At 39.5% G+C, this 26,925-nt stretch carries 16 protein-coding genes; 5 read left to right on the forward strand and 11 right to left on the reverse strand.

Features of this window, described 5'->3' with window-relative positions:
* Nucleotides 1-9 precede the first annotated feature (9 nt).
* Nucleotides 10-3,129: a SusC/RagA family TonB-linked outer membrane protein gene (locus DFQ12_RS24975; RefSeq protein WP_120261749.1), complete on the reverse strand. Its 3,120-nt coding sequence runs from the start codon at nucleotides 3,127-3,129 to the stop codon at nucleotides 10-12.
* A gap of 139 nt (nucleotides 3,130-3,268) precedes the next feature.
* Between DFQ12_RS24975 and DFQ12_RS24980 the strand changes: the two genes are divergently transcribed.
* Nucleotides 3,269-7,129, forward strand: coding sequence for a hybrid sensor histidine kinase/response regulator transcription factor (locus DFQ12_RS24980; RefSeq protein WP_120261750.1), 3,861 nt, complete (start codon nucleotides 3,269-3,271; stop codon nucleotides 7,127-7,129).
* Nucleotides 7,130-7,253: 124 nt separating this feature from the next.
* On the opposite strand, the gene DFQ12_RS24985 is transcribed toward DFQ12_RS24980, so the two are convergent.
* Together DFQ12_RS24985 and DFQ12_RS24990 are read right to left on the reverse strand one after the other, a co-directional pair.
* Entirely contained in the window at nucleotides 7,254-8,504 is a 1,251-nt protein-coding gene (locus DFQ12_RS24985; RefSeq protein ID WP_120261751.1) for a glycoside hydrolase family 88 protein, read from the reverse strand.
* A gap of 57 nt (nucleotides 8,505-8,561) precedes the next feature.
* Nucleotides 8,562-10,706 (reverse strand): glycosyl hydrolase family 95 catalytic domain-containing protein, encoded by a 2,145-nt coding sequence (locus DFQ12_RS24990; RefSeq protein ID WP_147420474.1) that lies wholly within the window; start codon nucleotides 10,704-10,706, stop codon nucleotides 8,562-8,564.
* A gap of 539 nt (nucleotides 10,707-11,245) precedes the next feature.
* Here DFQ12_RS24990 and DFQ12_RS25000 point away from each other — a divergent pair.
* The 3 genes from DFQ12_RS25000 to DFQ12_RS25010 all read left to right on the forward strand — a co-directional run bounded on the left by DFQ12_RS25000 (nucleotide 11,246) and on the right by DFQ12_RS25010 (nucleotide 17,423).
* Entirely contained in the window at nucleotides 11,246-12,514 is a 1,269-nt protein-coding gene (locus DFQ12_RS25000) for a Gfo/Idh/MocA family oxidoreductase (RefSeq protein WP_120261754.1), read from the forward strand.
* 105 nt (nucleotides 12,515-12,619) lie between these two features.
* Nucleotides 12,620-16,021, forward strand: coding sequence for a 3-keto-alpha-glucoside-1,2-lyase-like domain-containing protein (locus DFQ12_RS25005; RefSeq protein WP_120261755.1), 3,402 nt, complete (start codon nucleotides 12,620-12,622; stop codon nucleotides 16,019-16,021).
* Nucleotides 16,022-16,172: 151 nt separating this feature from the next.
* The gene (locus DFQ12_RS25010; protein ID WP_120261756.1) at nucleotides 16,173-17,423 is read left to right on the forward strand and encodes an ROK family protein; all 1,251 of its coding nucleotides are present in this window, start codon (nucleotides 16,173-16,175) and stop codon (nucleotides 17,421-17,423) included.
* Here DFQ12_RS25010 and DFQ12_RS25015 read toward each other — a convergent pair.
* The 8 genes from DFQ12_RS25015 to DFQ12_RS25050 all read right to left on the reverse strand — a co-directional run bounded on the left by DFQ12_RS25015 (nucleotide 17,420) and on the right by DFQ12_RS25050 (nucleotide 26,052).
* Nucleotides 17,420-17,779 (reverse strand): CoA-binding protein, encoded by a 360-nt coding sequence (locus DFQ12_RS25015; protein ID WP_120261757.1) that lies wholly within the window; start codon nucleotides 17,777-17,779, stop codon nucleotides 17,420-17,422. The genes DFQ12_RS25010 and DFQ12_RS25015 overlap by 4 nt on opposite strands.
* A gap of 134 nt (nucleotides 17,780-17,913) precedes the next feature.
* Nucleotides 17,914-19,080, reverse strand: a complete 1,167-nt coding sequence (locus DFQ12_RS25020) for a serine hydrolase domain-containing protein (protein WP_120261758.1) — start codon at nucleotides 19,078-19,080, stop codon at nucleotides 17,914-17,916.
* A 290-nt stretch (nucleotides 19,081-19,370) separates the two neighbouring features.
* Nucleotides 19,371-21,002: a pyruvate dehydrogenase complex dihydrolipoamide acetyltransferase gene (locus DFQ12_RS25025; RefSeq protein WP_120261759.1), complete on the reverse strand. Its 1,632-nt coding sequence runs from the start codon at nucleotides 21,000-21,002 to the stop codon at nucleotides 19,371-19,373.
* A 29-nt stretch (nucleotides 21,003-21,031) separates the two neighbouring features.
* Nucleotides 21,032-22,027 (reverse strand): pyruvate dehydrogenase (acetyl-transferring) E1 component subunit alpha, encoded by a 996-nt coding sequence (gene pdhA, locus DFQ12_RS25030; protein WP_120261760.1) that lies wholly within the window; start codon nucleotides 22,025-22,027, stop codon nucleotides 21,032-21,034.
* Nucleotides 22,028-22,270: 243 nt separating this feature from the next.
* Entirely contained in the window at nucleotides 22,271-23,653 is a 1,383-nt protein-coding gene (gene hisS / locus DFQ12_RS25035) for a histidine--tRNA ligase (protein ID WP_120261761.1), read from the reverse strand.
* A gap of 56 nt (nucleotides 23,654-23,709) precedes the next feature.
* Nucleotides 23,710-24,450, reverse strand: coding sequence for a ribonuclease III (gene rnc / locus DFQ12_RS25040; protein WP_120261762.1), 741 nt, complete (start codon nucleotides 24,448-24,450; stop codon nucleotides 23,710-23,712).
* A gap of 84 nt (nucleotides 24,451-24,534) precedes the next feature.
* Complete coding sequence (gene fabF / locus DFQ12_RS25045) at nucleotides 24,535-25,788, reverse strand: beta-ketoacyl-ACP synthase II (RefSeq protein ID WP_120261763.1); 1,254 nt, start codon at nucleotides 25,786-25,788, stop codon at nucleotides 24,535-24,537.
* 27 nt (nucleotides 25,789-25,815) lie between these two features.
* The gene (locus tag DFQ12_RS25050; protein WP_028070665.1) at nucleotides 25,816-26,052 is read right to left on the reverse strand and encodes an acyl carrier protein; all 237 of its coding nucleotides are present in this window, start codon (nucleotides 26,050-26,052) and stop codon (nucleotides 25,816-25,818) included.
* Nucleotides 26,053-26,369: 317 nt separating this feature from the next.
* Between DFQ12_RS25050 and DFQ12_RS25055 the strand changes: the two genes are divergently transcribed.
* On the forward strand, nucleotides 26,370-26,834 hold the full coding sequence (locus DFQ12_RS25055) for an IPExxxVDY family protein (protein WP_120261764.1): 465 nt from the start codon (nucleotides 26,370-26,372) through the stop codon (nucleotides 26,832-26,834).
* Nucleotides 26,835-26,925: the final 91 nt, after the last annotated feature.

The following is a 26,925-nucleotide window of genomic DNA, read 5'->3' on the forward strand; positions in this document are numbered from 1 at the left end:
TCCCAGGTTTTAAAACGTAACATTTACCCCTAATGTGAATGAACGGAAAAATGGATATCCGAATGCCTGTCCATTTGGCGTTTCAGGATCATAATAAGGGTTCCATGATTTTTTAAATTCAAATAGATCTTCGCCGGAGAAAAAGACTCTTAAACGTTCTATTTTCGCTCTTGTCGTCAATTCCTTTGGTAAGGTATAGCCCAATTGGATATTTTTCATGCGTGCATAGGCACCATTGACTACCCATTTATCCGAAATCCTTGTATTACTTCCGCCCCCCATGACTGGCCTTGGGAACATTGCATTTGGATTTTCTGGCGTCCAGTAATCTTTATGGATGGCCCAGGCCTGCCGCCAGCTTTCAACATAAGGAAGGGTCAAAACGGAAGGTAGTAAAAACTCTCTTTTCCCAACACCTTGAATAAATGCACTAAAATCAAATCCTTTATAATTAAAACCTAGATTCAATCCGAAAGAATATCTTGGATTTTGAGTACCGAGGTATACTAAATCACCTGGATCTTCTAAGTTACCTTTGCCAGAGGAAATAATCCCATCACCATTTACATCAACATAGCGAATATCTCCAGGCCCCAAATTAGGGTTTTGATGATTTACCTGGTTATTTTTTATCTCATCAGCATTTTGGAAGTAACCATCCGTACGATATCCAAAAATTGAGTTTTTAGAATATCCTTCTAAAAGGGAAGCGACACCATTACTTACATTGGTTCTATTTAAAAATTTAACAACTTTATTGTTATTATCAGATAAGTTAGCACCAATAGAATAATTGAAATCCTCCCCTATCTTATCACGCCAATTTAAGCTCAGTTCCCAGCCCCAAGAATCAAAATCGCCAATATTAGTACTCGGGCTTCCAATACCAAATACACCTGGTTGAATGACTACCCCATAAGTTCCTCTTGTTTGTCTCCAAAAATAGGAGAATGATCCATCGAGTTTTCTATTGAACATCGCAAAATCCAATCCTACATCTGTATTTGTCACTTTTTCCCATTTTCTTAAAGGTGACGCGGCGGCGTTAATCCAATAATAGGTATTACGGACATTATTAAATGGATATGCATCGCCCTTAGATAATAAATTCGTATAGTCATAATTGCTTGCGCGAGGATTATCACTATTGGGGTCATTGGCTTGTTTACCCCAGGCAGCTCTCAATTTTAATTCATTGAATATTTTAGAAGCAGCCCCAAACCAAGATTCATTATTTATCCGCCATCCTGCAGAGACACCAGGTAAAGTGATCCAGCGGTTGGCTGGTGATAAACGTGAGCTTCCTTCTCTGTTTAACGTTCCTTGAATAATATACTTCTGGTCAAAAACATATTGCGCGGTACCAAAGAAAGAAATCAATGTATTAGTTTGAATATTATCGCCAACAGTGGTGTTATTTTTATCCCCAAATTGACTTAAAGCCAAGACATCATCCGTCGGAAGATTAGAAGCCGACGCGCCAATATAATCGTAACGGTAATCGTCATAACGGTAGCCTCCACGTGCTAATACTTCATGTTTGTCATTAAAAGTACGGTTATACTCACCTACCGCCTGCCAATTGTTCGTTAATGTTTGAGAACGCCCCTTAATGATTGAATTAAGATTAATTCCCCCTGCCCATCCAGTTCGTCCATTTACATTATACATTGGAACTGGTATTCTGGTATTATTATCATTTTCGACTACTATCCTTGGACTATATAAAACACGTAGTTTTAAACCTTCTGTAAAAATATCCTTTGCTCCGAGCTCAAAACTTCCGCCAATTTCTTGAATGACATTATTGTTACGTCCACCATCCTTTAATAACCCAACAGTTTCCCCAGCAGCACTTCCGGCAGCATATTTTGTATCACCGCTTTCTGGAAGGTATATGGGACTAATACTCCTTGAAGAAACAATATTATAAATCAAACCATAATCATTACTGGCTCCTAAAACACTTGAGTTCCTCTCCGATCTACTGTATAATATTTTAGAGTCCAAGCTAAACATCTTGGAAAGTTCCCGATGATAATTAAAACGTCCATTCAAACGTTTATAGTCATCTGGTCCAAATCTAAAAATTCCTTTATCCGTGATATACCCCAATGAGAACAAGTAATTATCCTTTTCTGTACTTCCTGAAATAGATAGATTTTGATTTAAACGTGTTGATTTATCTTTCAATAAAATCTCCGGATAATTATAATTGCCAAAATATTGATAGGCAGTGGGGTTCGTTGGGTTAATTCTATAATATTGATTGGGATCCTTCATCAAAGCAATTAACTCAGCCGACCAATCTGGAGATTGACCAGCGTTTATACGAGCGAGGTTCTGCATTTCAGCCTCCTCCCAGCTATTAATCCGCTCCGGAAAAAGTCCCATCTTTTTTGCAGTCCACATCCCCTGATAGTTTACCTTCAATTTTCCCTGACCAGATTTTGTCGTCACAAGAACAACACCCGCTGCTCCCCTAGATCCATATATGGCCGTGGCCGAGGCATCTTTAAGAATAGAAATACTTGCAATATCGTCTGGATTGGTATAGGTCAAAGAACCAGGAACACCGTCAATAAGTACCAATGGGTTAGATGAACCCGTAGATAGATCTCCACGAATATTAACCGAAAAGCCCTCGGCACCGGGTTGTCCACCAGAGCGAGTCACAACTAAGCCGGGTGCAGCTCCCTGCATTGCAGACATGACATTGGATATTGGGCGGGAATCCAGAACTTTTTGATCTATTGTAGATACCGAGCTCGTCAAATTTGCTTTTTTCTGCGTTCCGTATCCTACAACAACAACTTCATCAATCGCTGAACTTGCATTCTCGAGCGTTACGTTAACAACTTTGCGGCCGTTTAGTACAATCTCTTGGTTTTGGTATCCTACATAGGAAATTACTATTGTTGCGTTAGCGTTAACAGATAAGGAGTAGGTTCCCGATCCATTTGTGGAAGTGGAGAGCGTTCCGCCCTTCTCCCGAATGGTTACACCTGACAAAGGTGTTCCCTGACTGTCTTTGATCTGTCCTGTGACATTTATTTTCTGCTGTGCATGAACGACACCTACAGCAAATAACGTCATAGCGGACAATCCTATTGTGTAAAACTTAGCCATACTTTAGGAAATTGGTTTTATAATTAAAATGGTTACTTAACTATGTCAAAATTGAGCAAGACCGATTATTTAATAGGGTGATTTTTATAAATATTAAGGGGTAAAATCTTAAATTTGATGCTGTAACCTCTATTTATCTATGAAATTTCCAGTACAACAGATCCGAAGCATCGTCGTTACTCTTTTGCTCCTCTGCTCTAGTATCATTTGTTGTGCTCAGCACTTTAGTTTCGAAACACTGACACAGGATAATATCCTGGACAAACAGGCGGTACTTACAATCGCGCAAGATCGACAAGGTAAATTGTGGTTTGGTGGGGGAAACAACCTATTTATTTACGATTCCAGGAATGTGACGAATGTTTTAGTCTCTGACTCGATTTTCAAAAATGTGGATTACATCAATAGGATTAATATCAATACACGGAACGATCTTTTTATTGCAACCGCGAAAAAACTCTTCATTTTCAATATTGACAAAAGAAAACCCGTCTATCAACAAAACAAACCATTTGATCTTCCTTTAGCTATCCATGATATTTATGTTCACGGCAATCAGACCATCATCTCTGCCGCTCGTGGGCTCTATCTTGCCATTCCTTTGGGAAACTCCTATACCATAAAACCGATCTTGACCCGCAATCATGTCCAAGCCATTATTCCGGTTAATTCGACAACATATGCTGTTGCCAGCGATAGTGGTATTGAGTTTTGTACGTTAAAAGATAATACCATAACACGGATAGACCATATCGCATTGCCACTAAAAGATCAGGGTATTGTTAGCTCTTTATATTACCAAAATGGCGTATTATGGATAGGAACAAAACTGCAGGGATTATTTCAATATCGATTATCGGATCAACATTGGCAGCACATTCATGAAGGGAACAGCAATCTCCTAAGTAATAACATCCGAAAAATCAATAAAGGCCCCAATAATACATTATTGCTGGGCACACTAAAAGGGCTTTCTGTATTTACAGGCAGTACACCTTTTATTAATTACAAGCACAATACTTTGGTTCCACATTCGCTAAGCCAAAATTCCATTTATGATATATTTGTCGACGATCAACAAATTATTTGGTTAGGCACTTATTTTGGCGGAATCAATGCCATTTATCCGAACATGATCCCCCTGCATGTTTATTCGAGTCGTGAGTCTCCCCAAAACAGATTAAATAGTGATATTATTGGCAGTTTTGCAGAATCCCAGGATGCTTATTGGATCGGTACCGAAGAGGAAGGAATAAATCTTTTAGATAAAAAAACAGGAACAATCCATCCTTTTCCTCAGCTATCACGATCCAATCTGATCAAGGACCTGTCAATACGTAACAATGTCCTCTATGCTGCACAGCATGGTGGCGGTTACTCGATCATTGATTTAACGACTAAAACTGCACAACATATCCTATTGGACAAAAATCCGTTACATTTAAAAAACAATATCTATAGCATCTATGCCGGAGTAGACAACTATCTGTATCTGGGTACAAATGCTGGTTTATATATTGTACCTCCAGGGAAACCGCCATATCCGGTCAAAATACTCCCTACTACATTAACGGATATCCAAGCGGATAACAAAAATTGTGTTTATTTTTTATTGGCGGGGCGACTTTACAAGCAAGATCCCAGAACAAAAGTTATTCAACTATTTACGGATCCAAAATTATCCATTCAAGGGTTTTATGTCCACCCCGATGGTAATATTTGGTTTACAACTGCAACTGAATTATATCATTTGGGCGATATCAAGCCATTGGCCCGTTTTCACAATAACACCTTAGGCTGGCCTGTCATGATTGACAAACATTTCTGGATCAGTAGTAAAAATGGACTGATTTTTTTCGATCCAAGGACAAAGTTTCACACTGTCCTGAATCAGTACGATGGTCTCCCTGTTAAAAATATGCAGGGAGCTAAGGTCTATAGCAGCGACGCCGGTGTTTTATTCGTGACCACATTGAATGGTTTGGTTTCGATCGACACCCGAAAAATCACCTTTAATCAGAAAAAACCGAACGTGCTTTTTAGAAATATATTTCTTGAAGAGACACCATTAAACTATGGGCGCATCCAGCAAGGTGATCGCCCCAACAACTATAGGTTGCAATTACGTTATGACGAGAATTTTATCACAGTCAATTTTTCAAGTTCCAATTTTATTAAACCACATAAAAATAGATATCGTTATAAACTCGAAGGTTTTGATAAGGATTGGATAGAAACCAGTACGCCAAGTGTCAGATATACCAATATTCCCGAAGGACGACATACACTCAGTGTATATGCCAGCAATAATGATGGCATCTGGAGCAGTACTCCGCTACAAATACACATTGATATAAAGCCGCCGCTCTGGAGAACTTGGTGGGCTTACCTCTTATACGCTGGACTATTTACCCTCGGTGTACACTTTGTCATCAAGTTTGTCGTAGAACGCCAGATGCTGATCAATTCTGAAAGAGAACAGGAAAAGAAAATCAAATTCTTTACACAAATTTCGCATGAGATCCGGACCCCGCTGACCTTGATCACTGCTCCTCTGGATGAAATCATCACCGAAACGGCCAACTTATCGACTACGCAATCTAAGATAAAACGGATTAAAAAGAACGCGGCCAAATTATTAGGGGTTGTTAACGAGTTACTTGATTTCAAAAAATTTGATGACAAGCACTTCATCTTGAAACAAAGCGATATTCCTTTCAGGGAATATATTGAAGACACATTCTACCTCCTCAATGATCTTGCGCAGAATAAACATCTCAATTATTATATCCGACAATTGGATGCCGTAGGGTTACAATCCATCGACGCTGTTCAATTCGACAAGGTCATGTTCAATCTATTGTCAAACGCCATTAAGTATACCCCTGAGAATGGCACCGTTTATCTTGAGCTCCTTGATAGCGAAGACAGCATCATTATCAACATTGTTGATAACGGAATTGGCATTGCAACGGACAATCAATTCAAGATCTTTGAAGAGTATTATCGGGAGGAACAGGCAAATGACAGTATAGGTACCGGTATTGGACTAGCTTTAACCAAACAGATTGTCCTACAGCATCAGGGAGAGATCCGTTGTTTTACCATGAAAGATGATAAAGGAGAGTGGACAGTGTTCAACCTACGTTTGCCAAAGCTATCGAAAGTCCGTATATCCTCTCCCACAGATTCATTGATCACTGTAATAGATGAATCAAATTTAGCAACTCCGACCGTAATGGACAGATCTTTGCAACAGACTATCCTCATTGTCGAAGACAATAGAGAACTACTGGATACCATTGTACATTTGTTTCAGGACAGCTATACCGTCATCACTGCTGTCAATGGAGAAGATGCCTTATCGAAAGCGCAAGAGTATATCCCCGACTTGATCTTATCTGACCTGATGATGCCTTATATGAATGGAGCCCAGTTATGCCAAGCGGTAAAGACAAATATCGCAACCAGCCATATTCCGGTTATCCTGTTGACCGCAGTGACTGATACTGACTCACAGACACAGGCCCTACAATATGGAGCAAACATCTATCTAACAAAACCTTTTGACAATAGGCTGTTGTTTCTATCTGTGCAGAATCTCATCGCAGTCAGTCATAAAAAGAGCAAGGAATTTCAGGTTAAAAAGACAGATTTCGACAATGAACTGGATGCTCAATTTATTGCCACATTGGATCAACTGATCGAAGATAATATGCAGTCGGATGATTTTGATGTTAATTTTATCTCCCGAAAGATGGGCATGAGCACACCTATTATTTACCGTAAGCTCCGGGCGATATCCAACCTTTCTATCAATAACTATGTAAAGATGTACCGGCTTAACAGAGCGAAGGAGTTGCTAAAATCTTCGCTGAATGTCAGTGAGGTAGCCTATGCAGTTGGATTTTCCGAAAGAAAGTACTTTAGCAGGGAGTTCAAGAAACAATTTGGATATAATCCATCAGAACAAGTAGGGGATTCCTACGAAGATGATTAAAACACAAAATGGTTATTAAATATTTGAAAAGAGACTGTAGGGAGGATACGAATAGATTTAAAAGATAACAAAGGCGCCCTTTTTGGGCGCCTTTGTTATCTTGACCTTGGTATCTTTATTGTATTTACTTCGCGATTTCCTTAATCATTGGTTCGCCATCCAAGAGCCTTTTATAACGCACCAATGCTTCCACATAATAGTAATCAGCATAGGTCAATGGTACGTCAATCTCCGAATTTAAAGGAAGCGCCCCCACACTATGCTGAAGAATATAGCCACCATTTTGGCCATAAGTAGCCAAATAAGGTGCTTGAGATAGATTTTTGATCATTTTCTCCGCTTTTTCAAAGTAAAGTGCGGATTCGCTGCCTTTGGTGTATTGCGAAAGCTCAAGTAGGGCCGAAGCGTACAACGCAGCAGCGGAGACGTCCCTTAAATCTTTATTTGGGTACATCTTATCAGATGCAGCGATCTTATCTTTATCAAAATCCCAGTACGGGATCAAATCTGAAGGTAAGTCTGGATTATCAAGAATGTATTTCGCTATCTGCTGTGCCTGCTTTAAAAACTCCTTTTTCTTTGTTTCACGGTACATCATCGTATAACCATATAAGGCCCAACCCTGTCCCCGTGACCAGGCTGACTCATCAAATGCACCTTGATGTGTCTTCTTCGCGCGAACTTTACCTGTATTCTTATCATAGTCGATCACATGGTAAGAACTATAATCTTTCCGAAAATGGTTTTTTAACGTAGTTTCAGCATGTGTGACTGCAATATCATAGTACTTTTTATCTCCGGTTATTTTAGAGACCTGTGTCAAAAACTCTAAGTTCATCATATTGTCTATAATGACGGGATAATCCCAGGACCCGTGATCCCATGAACGGATAGTTTTGGTCTTCGGACTATAACGCGATGCCAATGAATTTGCTCCTGTTGTCAAAACTGGTTCATATTGTTGTGTATTCCCAGTCAATCGAAGGGCATTTCCAAAACTACAGAACAACATAAAACCCAAGTCGTGTGTACCCTTATTATTCTTCTCCTTTTCTAAGTAAGTTAATTTATCCTCCGCTTTCTTTAGTAGATCTGGATCTTTGGTTCCTTCATATAAATAGAATAAAGTCCCAGGATAGAATCCTGAACACCACCAGCTTGATGACGAGAAAACTTCTTTACCATTTTCAAATGTTTTCGGAAACTTATCCGCCGGTGTTTCCTTATCCAAAACTTTAATCTGCTTGGCAGCTGCATCCAGTTGCTGTTGTACAAACTCTTTTGACAGTTTCAATTTCACAGTTTGCCCATGGACCAAAGTACCTGTTCCCAGAGCAGCCCATAAAATCATAAAAATTTGCTTTCTAAATCTCATTAGTTATATTCCCTTTCTATACGTTGTTTACTTTAATTGTTTTAATCTATATTGCTGTTATTTACTTTCACGGATAGCGACTATAGCTCCCTTATTGAGTTCTAAACTGATTAAACCATCCTCCTGCTTCGTATACTTACCCTTTCCCTGTATTTTAACGATTGGGTTAAGCATATCGAGCTTTAGCTTTAATGTTCCACCGTATTGGCTTTTAACTTCAACAGCTACTGTATTCCCATTTTTACGTTGTGCAGAAATCAAATTCCCCCCATCCGCTAAAAACTGGTTAAAGGAGACATCCTTCCATTTGCTCGGAACAGCTGGGAATACGCGCAATATGCCATTCCAATATTGCAGACATAGTTCCTGTATACTTGCCATGGCGGCCAACGGTGTTTCGATCACAGGACCACTTTCCGCATAGAGGGTATTCGCTTTTACATATTTGTTCAATAAAACATCCAACGAAGCTAAAGCCGCATCGCCGCGTCCCATCATGGCATACATCGAAGCCGCCCCCGAAAAGGAATAGCCCTGAAGCCATTGTTTTTTACTCTGCCAATGTGCAATAGATTTTTCAATCAGCTCCCTGTTTTCCTTTTGATCCCAGTTTACATCATAAAAAGGATAAATCATCATCAGATGCGAATAGTGTCGATGTGACTCGTCATAGGGTACATCTTTGGCAATCATAAAACCATCAGTGTTTTGTGGGTATTCAACCAAATGTTCCAGCACATCCTTCCATACGGCATGAAGTGGATCGTTGCCTCCACGTTCGTCATCTAGTTCCAGTAAAGCCTTTAAGCCCCACGTTAGGATTGATAGGTCGTAGTTTGTATTATAAGCAAATCCTTTTGAATATTCAGGTGAATAGGTTTTAACAGCGATAGCATATTTCCCATTTTGATCTTTCTCCAGCAAATGCAAATGGTAGTTGACTGCTTCCTTCAAAAGTGGGAATAAACGATCATATACATCTCGCGACAGTGTTGCCCGATAATACTGATAGTAGCTGTGCAGTAGCCATACAAGGTTACCAAGCTCTTTATCACCATCAGAGGCTTTTTCAAGGGAGACACCTTTTTGCAATAATACTGGGCTCCATAAATCTGGTGCAGAAGAACGCCCCACAGCTATACTATTGTAGCGATAGGGTTCCGGAACATTAAGGCGCAGATTATCCTTATTTTGGTCAATCATTTGAATCAAGGAATTGGCGATATCCAGATGATTTGCTTTAAAAGTCGGTGAATAGGCGAGCTGCATATTTAGATTGAGCCAATAAGCTGGCCAGGGAGTAGGACTCGTCCACGGCCCTTGTAGATCCATAGCTGGTTTATCCGATCGCGTTGCGCTTGCCAGCTTGTACAATTGCATATCATAGAAACCTTGATAAGTTGAATCAGGCAGTTCAAGTGTAGATGCCTTAAAATAGTTCGTCCACCATTGACGATGTTGTTTCAAACCGGCATTTATTTCCCGCACGCCAAATTTTAGAAGATACGCTAACGTTTGTTGGGTAAAATCTGTTGATTTTTGATTATAGCCAACGGTGACCACATAGGTATCCGTGTCTTTCGTTGATCGCAGCAGATAGGCAGTCGTATACCCCCCACCCGCTGTTAATGCTTGTTCATAGTATTTTATATGACCTTCTTGTCCATTCTTTCCAGCAGGATTAGCTAGATATCTTTTCGGTTTTTGGGTATAGGAAAATTTCATGCGTGGACTGATTGCCGAATCGGCTACCCAATTGAGCGTATACTTCCCCTTAAACTCTTTTTTTAACACCTCCAATAAGATAATATTATCATTGGAAAGTGTTGTCGTCTTCACTTTGATCTGTCCCTGATCTGTCGAGACAGTTGCCACGGCATAAGCCTCCTTTAGATGGATATCACCCCTGCTTTGGACGATTGCACTCCCCAGGTCCAGATCAAAGTGCCCCAATGAAAGACGGGCTTTATCGAACAACTTATCCTCCGAGTTTGCACGGTGATCATATACATCCGTTCGGCCGATGTCAATACGCACAGATTTTTTACCCGATAGGTAAGTCATCGTTCCCAATAGACCATTCCCTGTAAACACACCCTCATATATCGTATTTCCGAGTGGCGCAACTTTAAATTGCCCAAATCCCATTACGGGTAGGATTGTCGCAAAAATAATTATGAATAGTGTTTTTGGTTTCATCATATCGGTTTCCTTCTTTTGAAGGCTCCATAAAGATGCTTGATTCTCTAAGTATAATCAAGCTTGTTTTACGAAAACGATTGAGTGGTTTCACGATTTTCTGGTATCCTGCCACCTGCTTTTTTGTGAGTACCCTCTGGATGAATACAAATTAAGGCGGACTATTCAGGTATCAATAGGACCAATAAATCGTTCTGCCCTTTCAAAATGCCCACATACTGAAGGTCTATATCACGAGGTGGATTAGATTGTGTCTGGAAAATTTTTGCCTTTTAGTAAGAAATTCTGGCGGTGCAACCCATGTAACAATTCTGTAACTAAATATTAGCTTTGGACAATAGAATCGATCCTTATATACGAAAGAAATGAATTTAGAGCTATTCTTTTATTATTTTTTCATAAAACAAGAAGAAACAATAATAAAATTTTAGTTATCAGTTTATATTTATCAGTTTTTTATCTATTTTTAGGTTCAATATCCAATTGCAGTTAATTTTAACAGCCTAAAATGGATCAATTATAAAACAACTAATCCAACCAACATGAAAGAACAGAATTCATCAAGGCGTGATTTCATTAAAAAATCAGTGGTAGGTGCTGCAGCATTTTCTATTGTACCACGCTTTGTACTTGGAGGCCAAGGCTATCTTGCTCCGAGTGATCATCTAACCAAAGGAGTAATTGGCGTCGGAAATATGGGCCGTGGGCACTTCGGCTATGCCGGAACAAAAACAGTTGCCATTTGTGACGTTGACAAAAGCCATCTTGCAGCTGCACAAAGTGACTTGGGTGGCGGCATAAAAGAATACCACGATTTTAGAGAATTAATCAAATCTCCAGAAGTAGATATTGTCCACATTGCAACTCCGCCGCACTGGCATGGTCTTATGTCTATAGAGGCTGCTAAAGCTGGAAAAGATATCTGGTGTGAAAAGCCAATGACGCGTACGATTGGTGAAGGTAAGAAAGTGAAAGAAGCCATTGCACAACACGGAAATATGTTCCGTTTGAACACCTGGTTTCGCTTCAAAGATGATTTTTATGGAATGAATGTACCTGTTAGTAAAATCAAAAAACTAGTAGATACAGGCATGTTGGGTTGGCCATTAAAAGTAACGATAAGTAAGCATACAGGGTTTGACTGGAAATTCTACTGGGTAGGAAAAGAAAACCTACCAGAAGAACAAGTGCCTGCCGAACTAGACTACGAATTTTGGTTGGGTCCAGCACCATATAAACCTTACAATAAACATCGCGTACACACCACTTTTAGAGGATATTGGGATTATGATGGTGGTGGATTAGGTGATATGGGCCAACATTATATGGATCCAGTGCAATATTTCTTGGGTAAAGACAATGAAAGCCCTGTGAGTGTAGATGTGGATGCACCACAACAACACCCAGATGCCGTTGGTACCTGGAGACGCATTACGTTCACTTATGCTGATGGCTGTCAGATCATTTTAGATGGTGAGGCCAAAGATGAAAAAGCGGCTTATATTGAAGGGCCTAAAGGTAAATTATATAAAGGATTTGCGTCCGATATTCCTGATCTGGAAAGAAAACTGGCGCAATACCCTGAGCCTGCACCACAAATCACCGACTTTTTGGAATCTGTCCGGACACGCGAAAAATTCGCGCTCAATGAAATAAATGGACACCGCTCCTGTACATTGGTTAATATGGGATTAGCAGCACTGCGCCTCAACCGCTCATTAAAATACGATTCTCAAAATGAGCAATTTATTGATGATGACGCTGCAAATCGTTTAATTCACCAACCAATGAGAGGTCCTTGGTCTATCTAACAATTATAATCCGATGAAATATCATGAACAAAAAAAGACATCAGAACACCGGATGGATAGTAGTAATCATGGTAGATTCATGCCGATAAAAGATAAATAATCTCAATGAAAAAGATATTTAATTCGCTGGCTGTATTGCTTCTCATCTCGAGTGCCTCATATGCCCAGCAACCGCAAAATAGAACCACAGCTACCAAAATAGCTGATGTGCTGGCTCAGCAGCCCGCAGAGGAAAAAGAAAAGTTCCTGCTCGCCATGCACGAGCTGGAAGGATTTACTTCCGATGACATCGTTGCTTTTCTTAAAGGTCTAAAAGCGCCAGGAAGTAATAATGCTCCAATTGAATTCGCTGCCAACAGCTATTCTTTTTATGTCAATCAGACTGGAAAAGAACAGCAAAAAAAAGTATATGTTGAAGGTTTAGCAAAATCCATTGCACAACTGAGCGAACCTACAAATCAAGTTTTCGCCTTACGTTTGCTCCGCCAGTGCGCAGATAACTCCGCAATCTCAGCTGTGGCAAATTGTTTAACGAACGATAATCTAGCTGATGCTGCTGCAAGAACTTTGGTCTCTATCCGTACCAACGAGTCAGCTGCAGCATTGGAAAAAGCATTAGCAGCTTCTACAACCGAAAAAACTGCAATCGCTATTGTTACAGCGCTAGGTGATTTAAAGGTTGCAAATGCTGAAAACGCTATTTTGGATTTCACCAAAAAATATAACTCTGATGCTTTCCAACGCACCGCTTTGATCGCATTAAGTAAAATTGGTGGTACAGCTTCCGCTTCGTTATTCCAAAATAAATTGAACGATGCGGCATACAGTTACGATAAATTTGATGCTGTCGGACTAGGTATTGACTATGCACAATCGTTGATCGACAATAAGCATGATCAAGATGCCATCAAATTCCTGAACAAATTCTTCCAGGAATCACAGAAAGCGAAATCCATCAACGGACAATTTGCTTCATTGAAATTACTGGCTGCCATCAATCCAGGTAAGCAACAAAAAAATCTACTGTCTGCTGTAAAGAGTGATAATGGTGCATACCGTAACCTTGCGTTGCAATTGCTCGGTAAATATGGTAAAGGTAGTGATGCGAAAAGCCTGTTGGCTCTAGCGAGTAAGGGTACACCAGAGGTACAGGAAAGTGTCCTAAACTATCTCGCACACAACGGATCTGCGAGCAGTTTAAACGCAATCCAGGCCTTAGTCGGCAAAACGACTTCGCCAGTGACAAAATTGGCAGGATTAAGCGCGATCAACACACTTTCACAAGGAAAAGAGACCAATACCCTAATACAGGCCTTTGATGCGGATCAAGAATTTAACAATTCTGTTAAGGCGCTTATCCTATCCTCAAAGGATGCTAATGTGATCAATGATGTCAATACTGCACTCGCTTCTGTTGATGACAGCAAAAAAGTTCAGTTATTGGATATATTGAGTAAACGCTCCAATAATGCGTCTTCAAAAGCTGTTCTAGCGATTAAAACAACAAATCCAACAGTAGAGGAAGCAATAAATAAAGCTTTACCTAATGTCGCTCAGGAATCTGATCTTGAAGAACTTTTCAATAGGTTGAACAATACCACTGATCCGAAATCGGCAACTTTATTGCAAAAAGCAGTTGTCAATGTTGTTCAATCAAGCCCTAATGCAAAAGGATTAACAGGAAAATTAGCTGCAAATATTTCAAAATCAGCCGCTCCTAGCGCTGCAAAATACTTCCCTATTTTTGCTGGACTTGGTGACGATCAATCGTTGCAAGCAGTCGGCAATTACGTAAATAATAATAATCCGGAATTAAGGACTGCAGCCATTACATCGCTGTCAAGTTGGTCATCCGCTAATGCACTTCCTAAACTAGTATCCTTATCAAGAACAGAAAAAGATGACAACCTATTCAATACGGTTTACAGAGGATTAATCAAGTCTATTTCATCTTCGGCTAATACGGCTGATCAAAAAACACTTTTATTGCGTGACGCATTTAGTGTTGCAAAGACTGTAGAACAGAAGAAGGCTGCACTTTCAGCTCTTCAACCAACAGGTACTTATCAAGCTTTTATTTTTGCTGCAGATAAAATGGCTGACTCCCAGCTAGGAGAAGCCGCTGCGAATACAGCCATGAATATTGCCATGGACAATAAATACTATGGTAGCAAAGTCAGAGAAGTTCTAGAACAGGTAATTGGCAAACTATCCGGTAGCGAGAGTGGTTACCTGAAAGAGGCGGTTGTTCGCTACATTTCTGAAATGCCAGTAAAAGAAGGGTATGTATCACTTTTCAATGGTAAGGACCTTAGCGGTTGGAAAGGATTAGTCGCCGATCCAATCAAACGAGGTAAAATGAACGCCAAAACGCTGGCAACCGAGCAAGCGAAAGCAGACGAGATCATGCGCAAGGGTTGGTCAGCCTCGAATGGAGAGATTGTTTTTAGTGGAAAAGGAGATAACCTAGCTACCATAAAACAATATGGAGATTTTGAGATGCTTGTAGACTGGAAATTGGAGAACTATGGTGGTATAGAGGGTGATGCTGGTATCTACTTGAGAGGCACTCCACAAGTACAAATTTGGGATATCGCCAATACAAGAGTGGGCGCTCAAGTAGGCTCAGGTGGATTGTACAACAACCAAAAAAATGAAAGCAAACCACTCAAGGTTGCTGACAATGCTACTGGTGAATGGAATACCTTCAAAATCAAAATGGTCGACGATAGAGTCACCGTTTGGTTAAATGGTCAATTGGTCACCGATAATATTCCACTTGAAAATTATTGGGACAGAAATCAATCCATTTTCCCTACAGAACAGATCGAACTCCAAGCTCATGGGTCAGTTGTTTACTACAGAGATCTTTTCATCAAGGAATTCCCTAGAAAGCAGATCTTCAAAATAAGCGACCAAGAGAAAAAAGATGGTTTTGAGGTGCTATTTGACGGAACAAATCTGGACAAATGGACTGAAAACAAAGCTTACATCATTAATGATGAAGGTTATATCTGGGTATACCCTAATGCTAAATTTGGTGGAAACTTGTATACAAAAGAAGAGTACTCAGATTTTATCTATCGCTTTGACTTCAAATTGACACCAGGAGCTAACAATGGTGTCGGGATACGTGCCCCATTAGAAGGTGATGCGGCTTATGAAGCCATGGAAATCCAAGTTCTCGATAACGATGCCGATGTCTATAAAGATTTAAAACCTTATCAATATCATGGCTCTATCTACGGTGTGGTAACAGCTAAAAGAGGTTACTTAAAACCATTGGGTGAGTGGAACTCCGAAGAAATCTATGTAAAAGGCAACCGTGTTAAGGTAACCTTGAATGGCACTGTCATCGTTGACGCTGATATTGCTGAAGCCAGTAAAAATGGCACGTTGGATGGTAAAGAGCATCCAGGTTTAAAACGTACAAGTGGCCACCTTGGTTTCTTGGGACATGGAACTGAAGTATTCTTCAAAGACATTCGAGTAAAAAAGCTCAAATAGTTTTACGAAGTGTAAAATAAAGGGGATAAGGGATCTTATCCCCTTTTTTCTAAACAACCGGCTTGTTTGACAAGTGAGAAAAATAACCGAATGATTCCAAAACTTTTATTAAATTAAGGTTCTAGGATTCTAATTCAAAATATGATGTTTTATGACAAAAGCCGTGAACTTACTGATTAACAAAAAATTGGATAGTAAACCTGAAAAGAAAAATCTATTCAATAAACTTTCAATTATCAAATTAATAGCCGAATTAGGATCTGTATCAGTAAACGACATTGTAAAAAATCTCTCCCTAAGCCTTCCTACGGTCAACAGCCTGATTGCTGAATTATTGGAGGATAACATTGTCCGTCAATTTGACAAGGGAGAATCTATCGGTGGTCGCAAACCAAACCTATATCGGCTGTGTGATGGATTGTTTCAGGTGTTATGCATCGAGCTGCAGCGCTTCTCCATTACGCTGAGCATCATGGATAACAACCAAAATATAGTTGCTGAAACTGTAGAACTGGATAATGAATTATCACGCAATGCTGATAATCTTCATGATATTACGCGGATTATCGATCAATATTTGTTAGAAAAATCAGTAGATACGGAAAATTTAACCGGACTGATCATTAGCATGCCGGGTCTAATCAATGCTGAGGAGGGAACTAATGAGACGTTTTTGCATGACGCATCACAATCCATTACGGCATACTTCGAGAACAAATATAGCAAACCTGTTTATATACTCAATGACGTAAAGGGCGCAGCATATGCAGAACTAAAATTTGGTCTAGCCAAAAACACGAGAAATAGCCTTATTATCTTAATGGATTGGGGAATAGGTCTTGGAATAGTTTCCAATGGTGAAGTTTATCTCGGACGGGATGGTTATTCCGGCGAGGTGGGTCATATGCCCTTTATTGATAATGGCGAATTGTGTTATTGTGGAAAAAGAGGTTGCCTTGAAACAGTTGCTTCGGGAATTGCTCTGGTCAACAATGCAAAACAGGAGATCCAAAAAGGTGAACTTACTAAGCTCAATGAATTACATAAGGAGGAACTGGATCACCTAACACCAACTCATGTGATCGAGGCGGCTAATAAAGGTGATCAATTTGCTATAAACCAAATTTCTAAGTTGGGAACAAATCTAGGTAAAGCTTTCGCGTCCCTGATCCAGCTGCTCAATCCAGAACTTATTGTACTTGGCGGTAAAATTGCCAAAGCCAATGAATTAATCACGATCCCGATACAACAGGCAATCAATTCGTATACAATGGCGATATTAAAAGAACATTGCGATATAAAAGTATCAAGCTTGAATCTGGACAGTAATACAATCGGTTTGACAAACTATTTTATCACAAAGTATTTGTCTGTTGAATTGCTCCAGAAATCCAAAATCTAAAACTGACCTGTACTCAATAATACCAGAGTACAGGCTCTTTCAGTTTTAATACCATTCTCCATAGCTATCTGCTCTAACTCAGCATTCTCAGCTCCCGGATTAAATATTATACGCTTTGGCTTAGTTGCTAGAATATAGTTATAATACTCCTTTTGATTTTGCTCCCCAAGATACATGGTCACTGTGTCAATATCGGTATGCACCTCGCCTTTCTTCTCGATAGGCGCACCAGCCACTTCTCCCCCGCTCAAACCGATGTTAACAATATCATGTCCGTGCTTACGGAGCATATTCGCTGCCTTATTTGAATAACGCGAAGGGTTCGTACTCGCACCTAAGATTAATGTCTTTTTCATCCTTATACTTATTTGTTCATCAACTATACGGCGCAAAGGCATTTACACAGCCTTCATCGGTATTGGAGTTTTAATCCTGTAGTTTCCCTTTAAACACACTGCTTCTATTTTTTACAGCGATCAAGGGAATGGATCTATTCATCAATAATAAAATCGCCATGGGTACTGTAGGCATTCTTACGTAAAACTGGCATCCCCAAAATTTTATAAAGTTCATCCAATTTCACCAAGCTACCATTTGTCATATTGGAAAGTAAAACAATCACAATATTCCTTTTCAGATCCCGTACATAAATGTGACGAAAACCGTGCCACCATCCGGTATGGTAGACAATATGATCGTTTCCATGTTCAAATGTCCGCCATCCGTAGCCGTAGCTAAAAATGCCTTTTTTGGCATCAGGGTAACCGCGATAAGCCGAATCCAAGGTCGATTGCTTCAATAATCGTCCATCCCGCAGCGCCAGATCAAAGCGGTATAGGTCACGTACTGTACTGTAAACTCCCTTGTCACCCAATGGGCCATCTTGAAAATTCTGTACAACAGATCTTCGCCATACTTTATCATGACCAATAACATTAGTTGGGATCTTATCATAGACAGCCTTTGACAACGCGGCAGTATTCGTCATACCTGCAACATTGAAGACACTATCTTTCATATAGGTCGCATAATCCTGCTTCGACACCTTTTCGATAATAGCTCCTAAAACCATAAAGTTGGAATTATTATAGAAAAAACGACCACCCGGAGCACCATATCTATTTGGCTTAAATTCTGTCAGCATTTTCATAACATCCTGATTCGTCATTCCTTTTTTTCGATCAGGCCAGTGGTCTTCCGAAAAATAGACATAGTTAGGTAAACCCGAGCGGTGGGTCAATAGCATTTTAATAGTAATACCGGGGTACGGAAAATCCGGATAAAAATCATTGATCGTCTGATCCAGACGTAATTTTCCAGCTTCGACCAACTTCAATACACCCACAGCCGTTATTGGTTTGGTGACTGAAGCCAATTCAAACTTATCATCAATTGCCAAGCTATCGCGCTTCAGGTAATTGGCCCAGCCAAAAGTATTTTGATATAGAATTTTTCCATCTTTCGCCACCAGCACATTTCCATTGAATGCAGCCTTTGAATGCAAGTTTTTCATAAAGGCATCAATCTTTGGATCAGCATCCTGGGGATTATAAATGAGTCTTGTACTATCTATTTTTGCTTGTGCTATCGCCGCCTCTTTTTGTTTTTTCTCTTTTGAACTACAAGCGATTGTAGATACGAACAAAAGAGCTGCCATTCCCTTTAAAAAAAATAATTTCACGTATTGCTTCTCCTGGATTTTCTATATTGTGTTATGTTTGCCTAGTTCACTAAGCCAATTCTGTATCTCATTTTTTACACGATACCTGTATCACAATCATGCTATTCTTACTCTGATTAATGTGTATTCTTTTTGATTTTCAATAAAGAATCGTGTTTAAAGATAATAATGCTAAAATGAAGATTTTAGTATAAAAAAACGAATTTTTAGAACAAAAAAAGCCACTTTATTACTAAAGTGGCTAATATTTTATTGGCTTGTGGAATCTATGCTAGTAATCTAACTGGATTTTCTACCAATGCTTTTAAAGTCTGTAAGAATGCAGCACCTGTTGCGCCGTCTACCACACGGTGGTCACAGCCCAAAGTTACTTTCATTACGTTACCAGGAACTACAGCACCATTTTTCACAACCGGAACAGCTTGGATAGCTCCCACTGAAAGAATAGCACCATCAGGAGAGTTAATGATAGATGTAAACTCATCTATTCCAAACATTCCCAGGTTGGAAACTGTGAAAGTAGATCCTTCCCAATCCGCGGGTTGTAATTTTTTCGCTTTCGCTTTTTGAGCAAAATCTTTCACTTCAGCAGAGATGTGAGATAGTGATTTACCATCAGCAAAACGTACTACAGGAACTAACAAGCCATCTTCAACAGCCATAGCCACACCAATGTTGGTATGTTCGTTGAAACGGATTTTATCTCCTTGCCAAGACGAATTCACTGCTGGGTGTTTTTTCAACGCGACAGCAACAGCTTTCACCACGATATCATTGAATGATACTTTTACTGGAGCGATCTCATTGATTTGCGCACGAGCAACCATTGCATTATCCATATCGATAGAAACTGTCAAGTAGAAATGCGGTGCTGTAAACAATGATTCCGCCAAACGACGCGCGATTGTCTTACGCATTTGGTTGACAGGTTTCTCTGTATAACGTTCTTCACCAACATACGTAGGTAAAGTAATTGCTTTTGTCTCTGTAGCAGGAGCCGCTGCAGCTGCTGTTGTAGCAGGTTTCGCCGCAGCAGGAACAAAAGATTCAACATCTTTTTTCACGATACGACCACCATCTGCTGATCCTTTGATATCGCTCAAGTTGATGCCTTTGTCTTTTGCAATCTTACGTGCTAATGGAGAAGCCTTTACACGAGCGTCATCATTTGTAGCAGATGCTACTGGAGCTGCAGTTGCAGTAGGAGCTGAATCAGCCTTAGGTGCTTCCGCAGTTTCCGCTTTTGCAGGAGCAGATTTTTGATTCAATAAAGGTGTAATATCAGTTCCTGCAGGACCAACAATAGCAATAATATCATTTACTTTTGCTGCTTCTCCGGCTTCAAGACCAACATACAACAATGTACCGTCAGCATAAGCTGTAACTTCCATTGTCGCTTTATCTGTTTCTACATCAGCGATAGCATCATCAGATTTGATCGTGTCACCAACTTTGAAATTCCATTGTGCAATAACACCTTCTTTCATGGTATCACTTAACAATGGCATTGTGATCACAGTACATCCCAATTCCTCAGCTGTAACTGTGCTCGCCGAAGATTCTGGAGTAGAAACTTCCTCTGTATTTTTTTCTTCGGTTTTTTCTGGTGCTTTCTCAGCTGCAGGAGCATCACCGCTCAACAAAGCTTGGAAATCTTCACCAGGTTCACCCAAAACAGCAATAACAGCATCGATCGCTACTGCTTCACCTTCTTTAGGGCCAATATATAAAAGAGTACCTTCTTGGTAAGACTCAAAGTCCATTGTAGCTTTATCTGTTTCAATTTCAGCTACTAAATCACCAGAATTTACTTTATCACCAACATTTTTGTGCCATTTTGCGATGACCCCTTCGGTCATTGTGTCGCTCATTTTGGGCATTCTTACTACTTCAGCCATTCTGTATTATATTATCAAGTTAAAGAGTATTAATCTAAAATAAATGGATAGTCTTGTTGTACATAAACATCTTTGTACAATTCATCTGCAGTTGGGTAAGGAGATTCTTCTGCAAATTTCACCGACTCATCAACTACTTTTTTCACATCGGCCTCAACCTCAGCAAACCAAGCATCATCCGCATATTTGTTTTCCAAAATAGCATGTTTAGTAGCCAATAATGGATCGCGATCTTTATACGCTTCCAATTCCTCTTTCGTACGATATTTCGCAGGGTCAGACATTGAGTGTCCTTTATAACGGTAAGTACGGATTTCTAAGAATGTAGGACCTTCGCCAGCACGAGCACGTTGAACAGCTTCATCCATTGCGTTGTGTACAGCAACGACATCCATTCCATCTACAGGAGCAGAAGGCATATCAAAACCTAATCCCATTTTGTAAATGTCCTGCATGTTAGTTGTACGTTGTACAGAAGTACCCATCGCATAACCGTTGTTTTCACACACGAAGATAACTGGAAGTTTCCACAACATCGCCATGTTTAGTGTTTCGTTAAATGCACCTTGACGTACAGCTCCATCGCCCATATAACAGATGTTTACATTATCTGTACCAAGATATTTCTCAGCAAATGCGATACCAGCACCTAAAGGAATCTGACCACCGACAATACCATGGCCACCCATGAATTTATGTTCTTTAGAGAAGAAGTGCATTGAGCCTCCTTTACCTTTTGAACAACCAGTGATCTTTCCATATAATTCAGCCATACAAGCATTTGCAGAAACGCCTTTAGCCAAAGCGTGGGCGTGATCACGATAAGCAGTGATTAAAGAATCCTCAGGTTTGATAACCGACATCGTTCCAGCGACTACTGCCTCTTGTCCTATGTACAAGTGACAGAAACCACGAATCTTTTGCTGTCCGTAAAGTTGACCTGCTTTTTCTTCAAACTTACGCATAAGTAACATAGACTTATACCACTCCAAATATGTCTCTTTTGTTATAGGTGTTGAACTCATTTCAAAGTTTTGATTTTCTTACAATTCTAGACTACAAATCTAATAATTTTGGATGAATTTTCTTGGTCAAAAGTCAATTTTATTTATACTTTAAGACACTTCTAAGACATTTGATTTAAAGTATATAGCATTTTTTAGCAAATAAATGAACGGCACAATCAAATAAATCAAAAACTTATGAAAATAAAAAAGCCAAACGACTTAATAATCATTTGGCTTTATCTATTTTATACAAATTGTTTACTAGCGCAGTTTTTGGATAAGCTCACTTTCGGTAACCTTCACCTGCTCCCCACTTTCCATGTCCTTGAGCGATAATTGACCGGATGAAACCTCTTCATCTCCAACCAACAACACGTAAGGGATTCCTTTTCCATCAGCATAACCCATCTGCTTTTTCAGCTTCACTGGAGCGGCATACAATTCAACCGCAATATTTTCCTTGCGAAGTTTATTGAGCAAACCTAGCGTATAGGTTTCAAGTTGTTTATCAAAATTGATAATCAACAACTTGGTAGAATCCGCTTTATTTGCCGGGAATAAATTCAATTCTTCCAACACATCGTATATACGGTCAGCACCGAATGAGACACCCACTCCTGTCAGATCCTTCAATCCGAACATTCCTGTAAGGTCATCATAGCGGCCACCGCCCCCAATACTTCCCATAGCTACTTCATTTGTCTTTACCTCGAAAATACAACCTGTATAATAATTGAGACCTCGCGCCAATGTAATATCCAGATCAATAATACGGGTCAATAACTCCGTATCCCCGCTCAACTTGGTAATATAATCAAAGACCTCTTCAATCTCTGCAATACCGGTTAAACCAATGGAGGAATTGGCCAAGATAGATTTTAGCGATGCAAGTTTCTCCCCATTTGAACCTTCCAATAAGATAATCGGTTTCAAAAGATTTAGATCGGCTTCGGTAAAACCTCTTTCCAACAATTCTTTATTGACTCCATCCAATCCGATTTTATCCAACTTATCAATGGCGACAGTCATATCGACAATAAGTTCTGGCTTTCCGATAATTTCGGCGATACCAGAAAGGATCTTCCGGTTGTTGATTTTAATATTAAAATCTTTCAATCCAAAACGTTCGAAGGCCTCTTGATAAATCAGAATAAATTCAGCTTCATTCAGCAAGCTTTCTGATCCCACCACATCAACATCACATTGGTAAAATTCGCGGTAACGGCCTCTTTGCGGACGATCCGCACGCCAGACTGGTTGTACCTGAAAACGCTTAAATGGTAAGGAGATATCATTTTGATGCATCACAACGTAACGTGCAAAAGGCACCGTCAAATCATATCTTAGTGCTTTTTCAGAAATATGAGGAATTAGCTTATTCGAATTTTTATCTTGTAGTAGACTATCTGGAGCTTTTGTCAAATAGTCTCCGGAATTAAGGATCTTAAAGATCAATTTATCACCTTCATCACCGTATTTACCTGTTAAGGTCGTTAAATTCTCAAATGAAGGCGTCTGTATTTCATTGTAACCATATTTTTTAAACACAGCTTTCAATGTGTCAAAAATATAATTACGTTTGATCATTTCGGAAGGCGAAAAATCACGGGTTCCTTTCGCCAAAGAAGGTTTTACTGTTGCCATATCCGGCAAAGTTAATATTTAGCGGGGACTAAATAAATTAAAGAACAAAAAATCCTTTATTCTACTTCCAGAATCTTGAGAAATTCGCAGGCTTTTTCCGCTGCTAATTTTTCAGCCGACTTTTTATTAAAATCGCGTCCAAGACCACATACAACTCCATCTACAACAGCTTCGACACTAAACATCTTCGAAGATTCACCCTCTGGATTATCTGTTTGTTGAAATAGGATTTCTTTTCCAGTATGCTGACACCATTCGATCAATCGACTTTTGAAATTAGTCTCGGTCTGCTCCAACAATTGGATATCAACATGTGGTTTAATAATACGGTTTAGGAGAAAGCTTTTTGTAAATACATAACCTTTGTCCAGATACACGGCACCAATCAGCGCTTCAAATGCATCACCTAACAACGATCCTTGTTTATTCGGGAAACTGATCATTCGGGCATCGAACTGTATCATTTCGTTGAATCCTAGTTTTCTGGAAAGTTGGTTCAGGTTTGCACGACTCACGATTTTGGAACGCATCTCAGTTAGGAAACCTTCGTCTTTATACGGATATTTCTTGAACAACAATTCGGCAACGACAGAACCTAAAACAGCATCCCCCAAAAACTCCAGGCGTTCATTACTGTTCTTAGCCCCCTCTTTGATTGTTACTGCAACAGACTTATGTCTAAATGCCATCTTGTACAAATGCACATTCCCGGGAACAAAACCTAGTAGGTTTTTTAGTTTCTTAACATATTCCCGATCCGGCGAAATATATAACTTGTATATCCTTGAAAAAGGCATCTCATCTAAAAATAAGGCGACAAGTTCTAATTAAAGAACCTGTCGCTAGCTCATATTACCAAACCATGTTTGAAGGATCAAACATTAAGCTTTATATTTTTTTACAATCACGGTAGCATTATGGCCACCGAATCCAAATGTATTACTCAACGCCGCATTCACTGTACGTTTTTGCGCCTTGTTGAAAGTAAAATTCAATTTATTATCAATTTCCGGATCATCTGTGAAGTGATTGATTGTCGGTGGGACAATATCATTTTGCACAGCTAAGATCGAAGCGATAGTTTCTATAGCTCCTGCAGCACCCAAAAGGTGTCCAGTCATTGATTTAGTTGAACTGATATTCAATTTATATGCGTGTTCACCAAACAGGTCAACAATAGCCTTTGTTTCACTGATATCGCCGACCGGTGTAGATGTTCCATGGACATTGATATAATCAATATCTGAAAAATCCATCTCCGCATCATTGACAGCCATTGTCATTGCCAGTTTAGCGCCCAATCCTTCTGGATGCGAAGCTGTGATATGGTGTGCATCTGCACTCATTCCACCACCTGCAATCTCTGCATAGATTTTTGCACCACGTGCTAAGGCATGCTCTAAGCTTTCTAAGATCAAGGCACCTGAACCTTCACCCGAAACAAAACCATCTCTGTCTTTATCAAAAGGACGGGAAGCTGTTTTGGGATCATCATTTCTTGTTGACAAAGCATGCATAGCGTTGAATCCACCAATTCCAGCTTCATTGACTGTAGCTTCTGATCCACCAGTAACAATCACATCTGCTTTGCCCATACGAATATAGTTGAAAGCATCAATCATTGCATTGGTAGCAGAGGCACAGGCCGATACTGCAGAAAAGTTAGGACCGCGAAGGCCATGACGCATTGAAATATGTCCTGGAGCAATATCAACGAGCATCTTCGGAATAAAGAAAGGATTGAAACGTGGTGTTCCATCTCCCTTTGCAAAGTTGGCAACTTCTTCTGTAAAAGTTGTCAGACCTCCAATTCCTGAGCCCCATATTACTCCGATACGATTTGTATCTAATTTTTCAAAATCTAAGCCAGCATCTTTAATTGCCTCATCAGTAGACGCAATTGCATACTGTACAAAAGGATCGACTTTACGAGCTTCCTTACGATCCATGAAATCATGTGGATCAAACCCCTTTACCTCACACGCAAACTGAGTTTTGAATTTTGACGCATCAAAATGCGTAATAGGAGCAGCTCCGCTTACACCATTTATTAACGCCTCCCAGTATTCTGAGACGGTATTACCAATTGGTGTAAGGGCGCCTAATCCTGTTACTACTACTCTTTTAAGCTCCATTTATTACGATTAGCCTAATTAAATTAGTTAGTTAACGTTTTTTTCTAAATAAGCGATTGCTTGACCAACAGTACCAATAGTCTCTGCTTGATCATCAGGAATAGCAACGTTGAATTCTTTTTCAAACTCCATGATCAACTCAACAGTGTCAAGTGAATCAGCACCTAAATCATTAGTGAATGAAGCTTCTGGTGTTACTTCGTTTTCGTCTACACCTAATTTTTCAACGATAATTGCTTTTACTCTTGAAGCGATATCTGACATGATTTTATAGTTTAATTGTTTAATAAATCTGTGCAAAGAAAAATAAATTTCATCAAAATTCAAACCTAAATTGATATTTAGATGAAAGTCACCATGTTAGGCGACCGAACTTATTCGCGTCTTATACTAGCTAACCCACTCTATATTAACTTAGTTCAAGTATAACAAAAATTATTTTGTATTCCAAACACTCAGCTAATTAACTCAAATTTTACACAAAAAGTATATTCCCACCTTAAAATTATTAGTACCTTCGTTAGCATAAGGACATATATTTTAGGAAAAAAGTGGTCAATAAGTTAGTAGCAAGGTTAGACATGGATATGGATGAAGAGTTAGATTTCACCCTCCTCGCCATTACCTGTCCGCTTAAAGATTACCGCCTCTGCCATTTTATCAACAAAGTGACAAACCTGGATTTTTCCAGAGGCAAGGAGAGCAAATACGACCATGACGGTCGCCCGAAAAATAAATCAGAAGAAGAACTTGAATATCATATCATCTTTGACGTAAAGAAAAAAATCAGCTATCACTTCACTGCTTTTCATTATCTCAGTCCGGATTCCGACACAGAATATTTTCTTATTAACAATAAAAGTATTGAGGGAACCTTTTTAATTCCCGAAAACCCCCATTTTGATTTCTTTGTCATCATCAAAAATTACATCTGCGAAGACGATGTTGAACATATAATCAAAAGGATCAGCAAATTACCGGAAGTGGTCATTGCAAAAGAAATATCACCAAAAATATTGAAATCTAAAGAAAATCTCATATTTTAGCAGACTGTAGGTTAGTGTAGCAAATACACCTAACTGTAAATCTAAATTAATTCGATTTAGTTTTGACAAAAGACAACAATACGGCTTGCCG

This window comes from Sphingobacterium detergens, assembly GCF_003610355.1.
Taxonomy (GTDB): Bacteria; Bacteroidota; Bacteroidia; order Sphingobacteriales; family Sphingobacteriaceae; genus Sphingobacterium; species Sphingobacterium detergens.

Coding starts and splice junctions, on each gene's coding strand:
- DFQ12_RS25025 (WP_120261759.1), bottom strand. CDS start 21,002: ATGGCTGAAGTAGTAAGAATGCCCAAAATGAGCGACACAATGACCGAA.
- DFQ12_RS25005 (WP_120261755.1), top strand. CDS start 12,620: ATGAAAAAGATATTTAATTCGCTGGCTGTATTGCTTCTCATCTCGAGT.
- DFQ12_RS25015 (WP_120261757.1), bottom strand. CDS start 17,779: ATGAAAAAGACATTAATCTTAGGTGCGAGTACGAACCCTTCGCGTTAT.
- pdhA (WP_120261760.1), bottom strand. CDS start 22,027: ATGAGTTCAACACCTATAACAAAAGAGACATATTTGGAGTGGTATAAG.
- DFQ12_RS24985 (WP_120261751.1), bottom strand. CDS start 8,504: ATGAGATTTAGAAAGCAAATTTTTATGATTTTATGGGCTGCTCTGGGA.
- DFQ12_RS24975 (WP_120261749.1), bottom strand. CDS start 3,129: ATGGCTAAGTTTTACACAATAGGATTGTCCGCTATGACGTTATTTGCT.
- DFQ12_RS25020 (WP_120261758.1), bottom strand. CDS start 19,080: ATGGCAGCTCTTTTGTTCGTATCTACAATCGCTTGTAGTTCAAAAGAG.
- fabF (WP_120261763.1), bottom strand. CDS start 25,788: ATGGAGCTTAAAAGAGTAGTAGTAACAGGATTAGGCGCCCTTACACCA.
- DFQ12_RS25055 (WP_120261764.1), top strand. CDS start 26,370: ATGGATATGGATGAAGAGTTAGATTTCACCCTCCTCGCCATTACCTGT.
- DFQ12_RS24990 (WP_147420474.1), bottom strand. CDS start 10,706: ATGATGAAACCAAAAACACTATTCATAATTATTTTTGCGACAATCCTA.
- DFQ12_RS25050 (WP_028070665.1), bottom strand. CDS start 26,052: ATGTCAGATATCGCTTCAAGAGTAAAAGCAATTATCGTTGAAAAATTA.
- rnc (WP_120261762.1), bottom strand. CDS start 24,450: ATGCCTTTTTCAAGGATATACAAGTTATATATTTCGCCGGATCGGGAA.
- DFQ12_RS25000 (WP_120261754.1), top strand. CDS start 11,246: ATGAAAGAACAGAATTCATCAAGGCGTGATTTCATTAAAAAATCAGTG.
- hisS (WP_120261761.1), bottom strand. CDS start 23,653: ATGGCAACAGTAAAACCTTCTTTGGCGAAAGGAACCCGTGATTTTTCG.
- DFQ12_RS25010 (WP_120261756.1), top strand. CDS start 16,173: ATGACAAAAGCCGTGAACTTACTGATTAACAAAAAATTGGATAGTAAA.
- DFQ12_RS24980 (WP_120261750.1), top strand. CDS start 3,269: ATGAAATTTCCAGTACAACAGATCCGAAGCATCGTCGTTACTCTTTTG.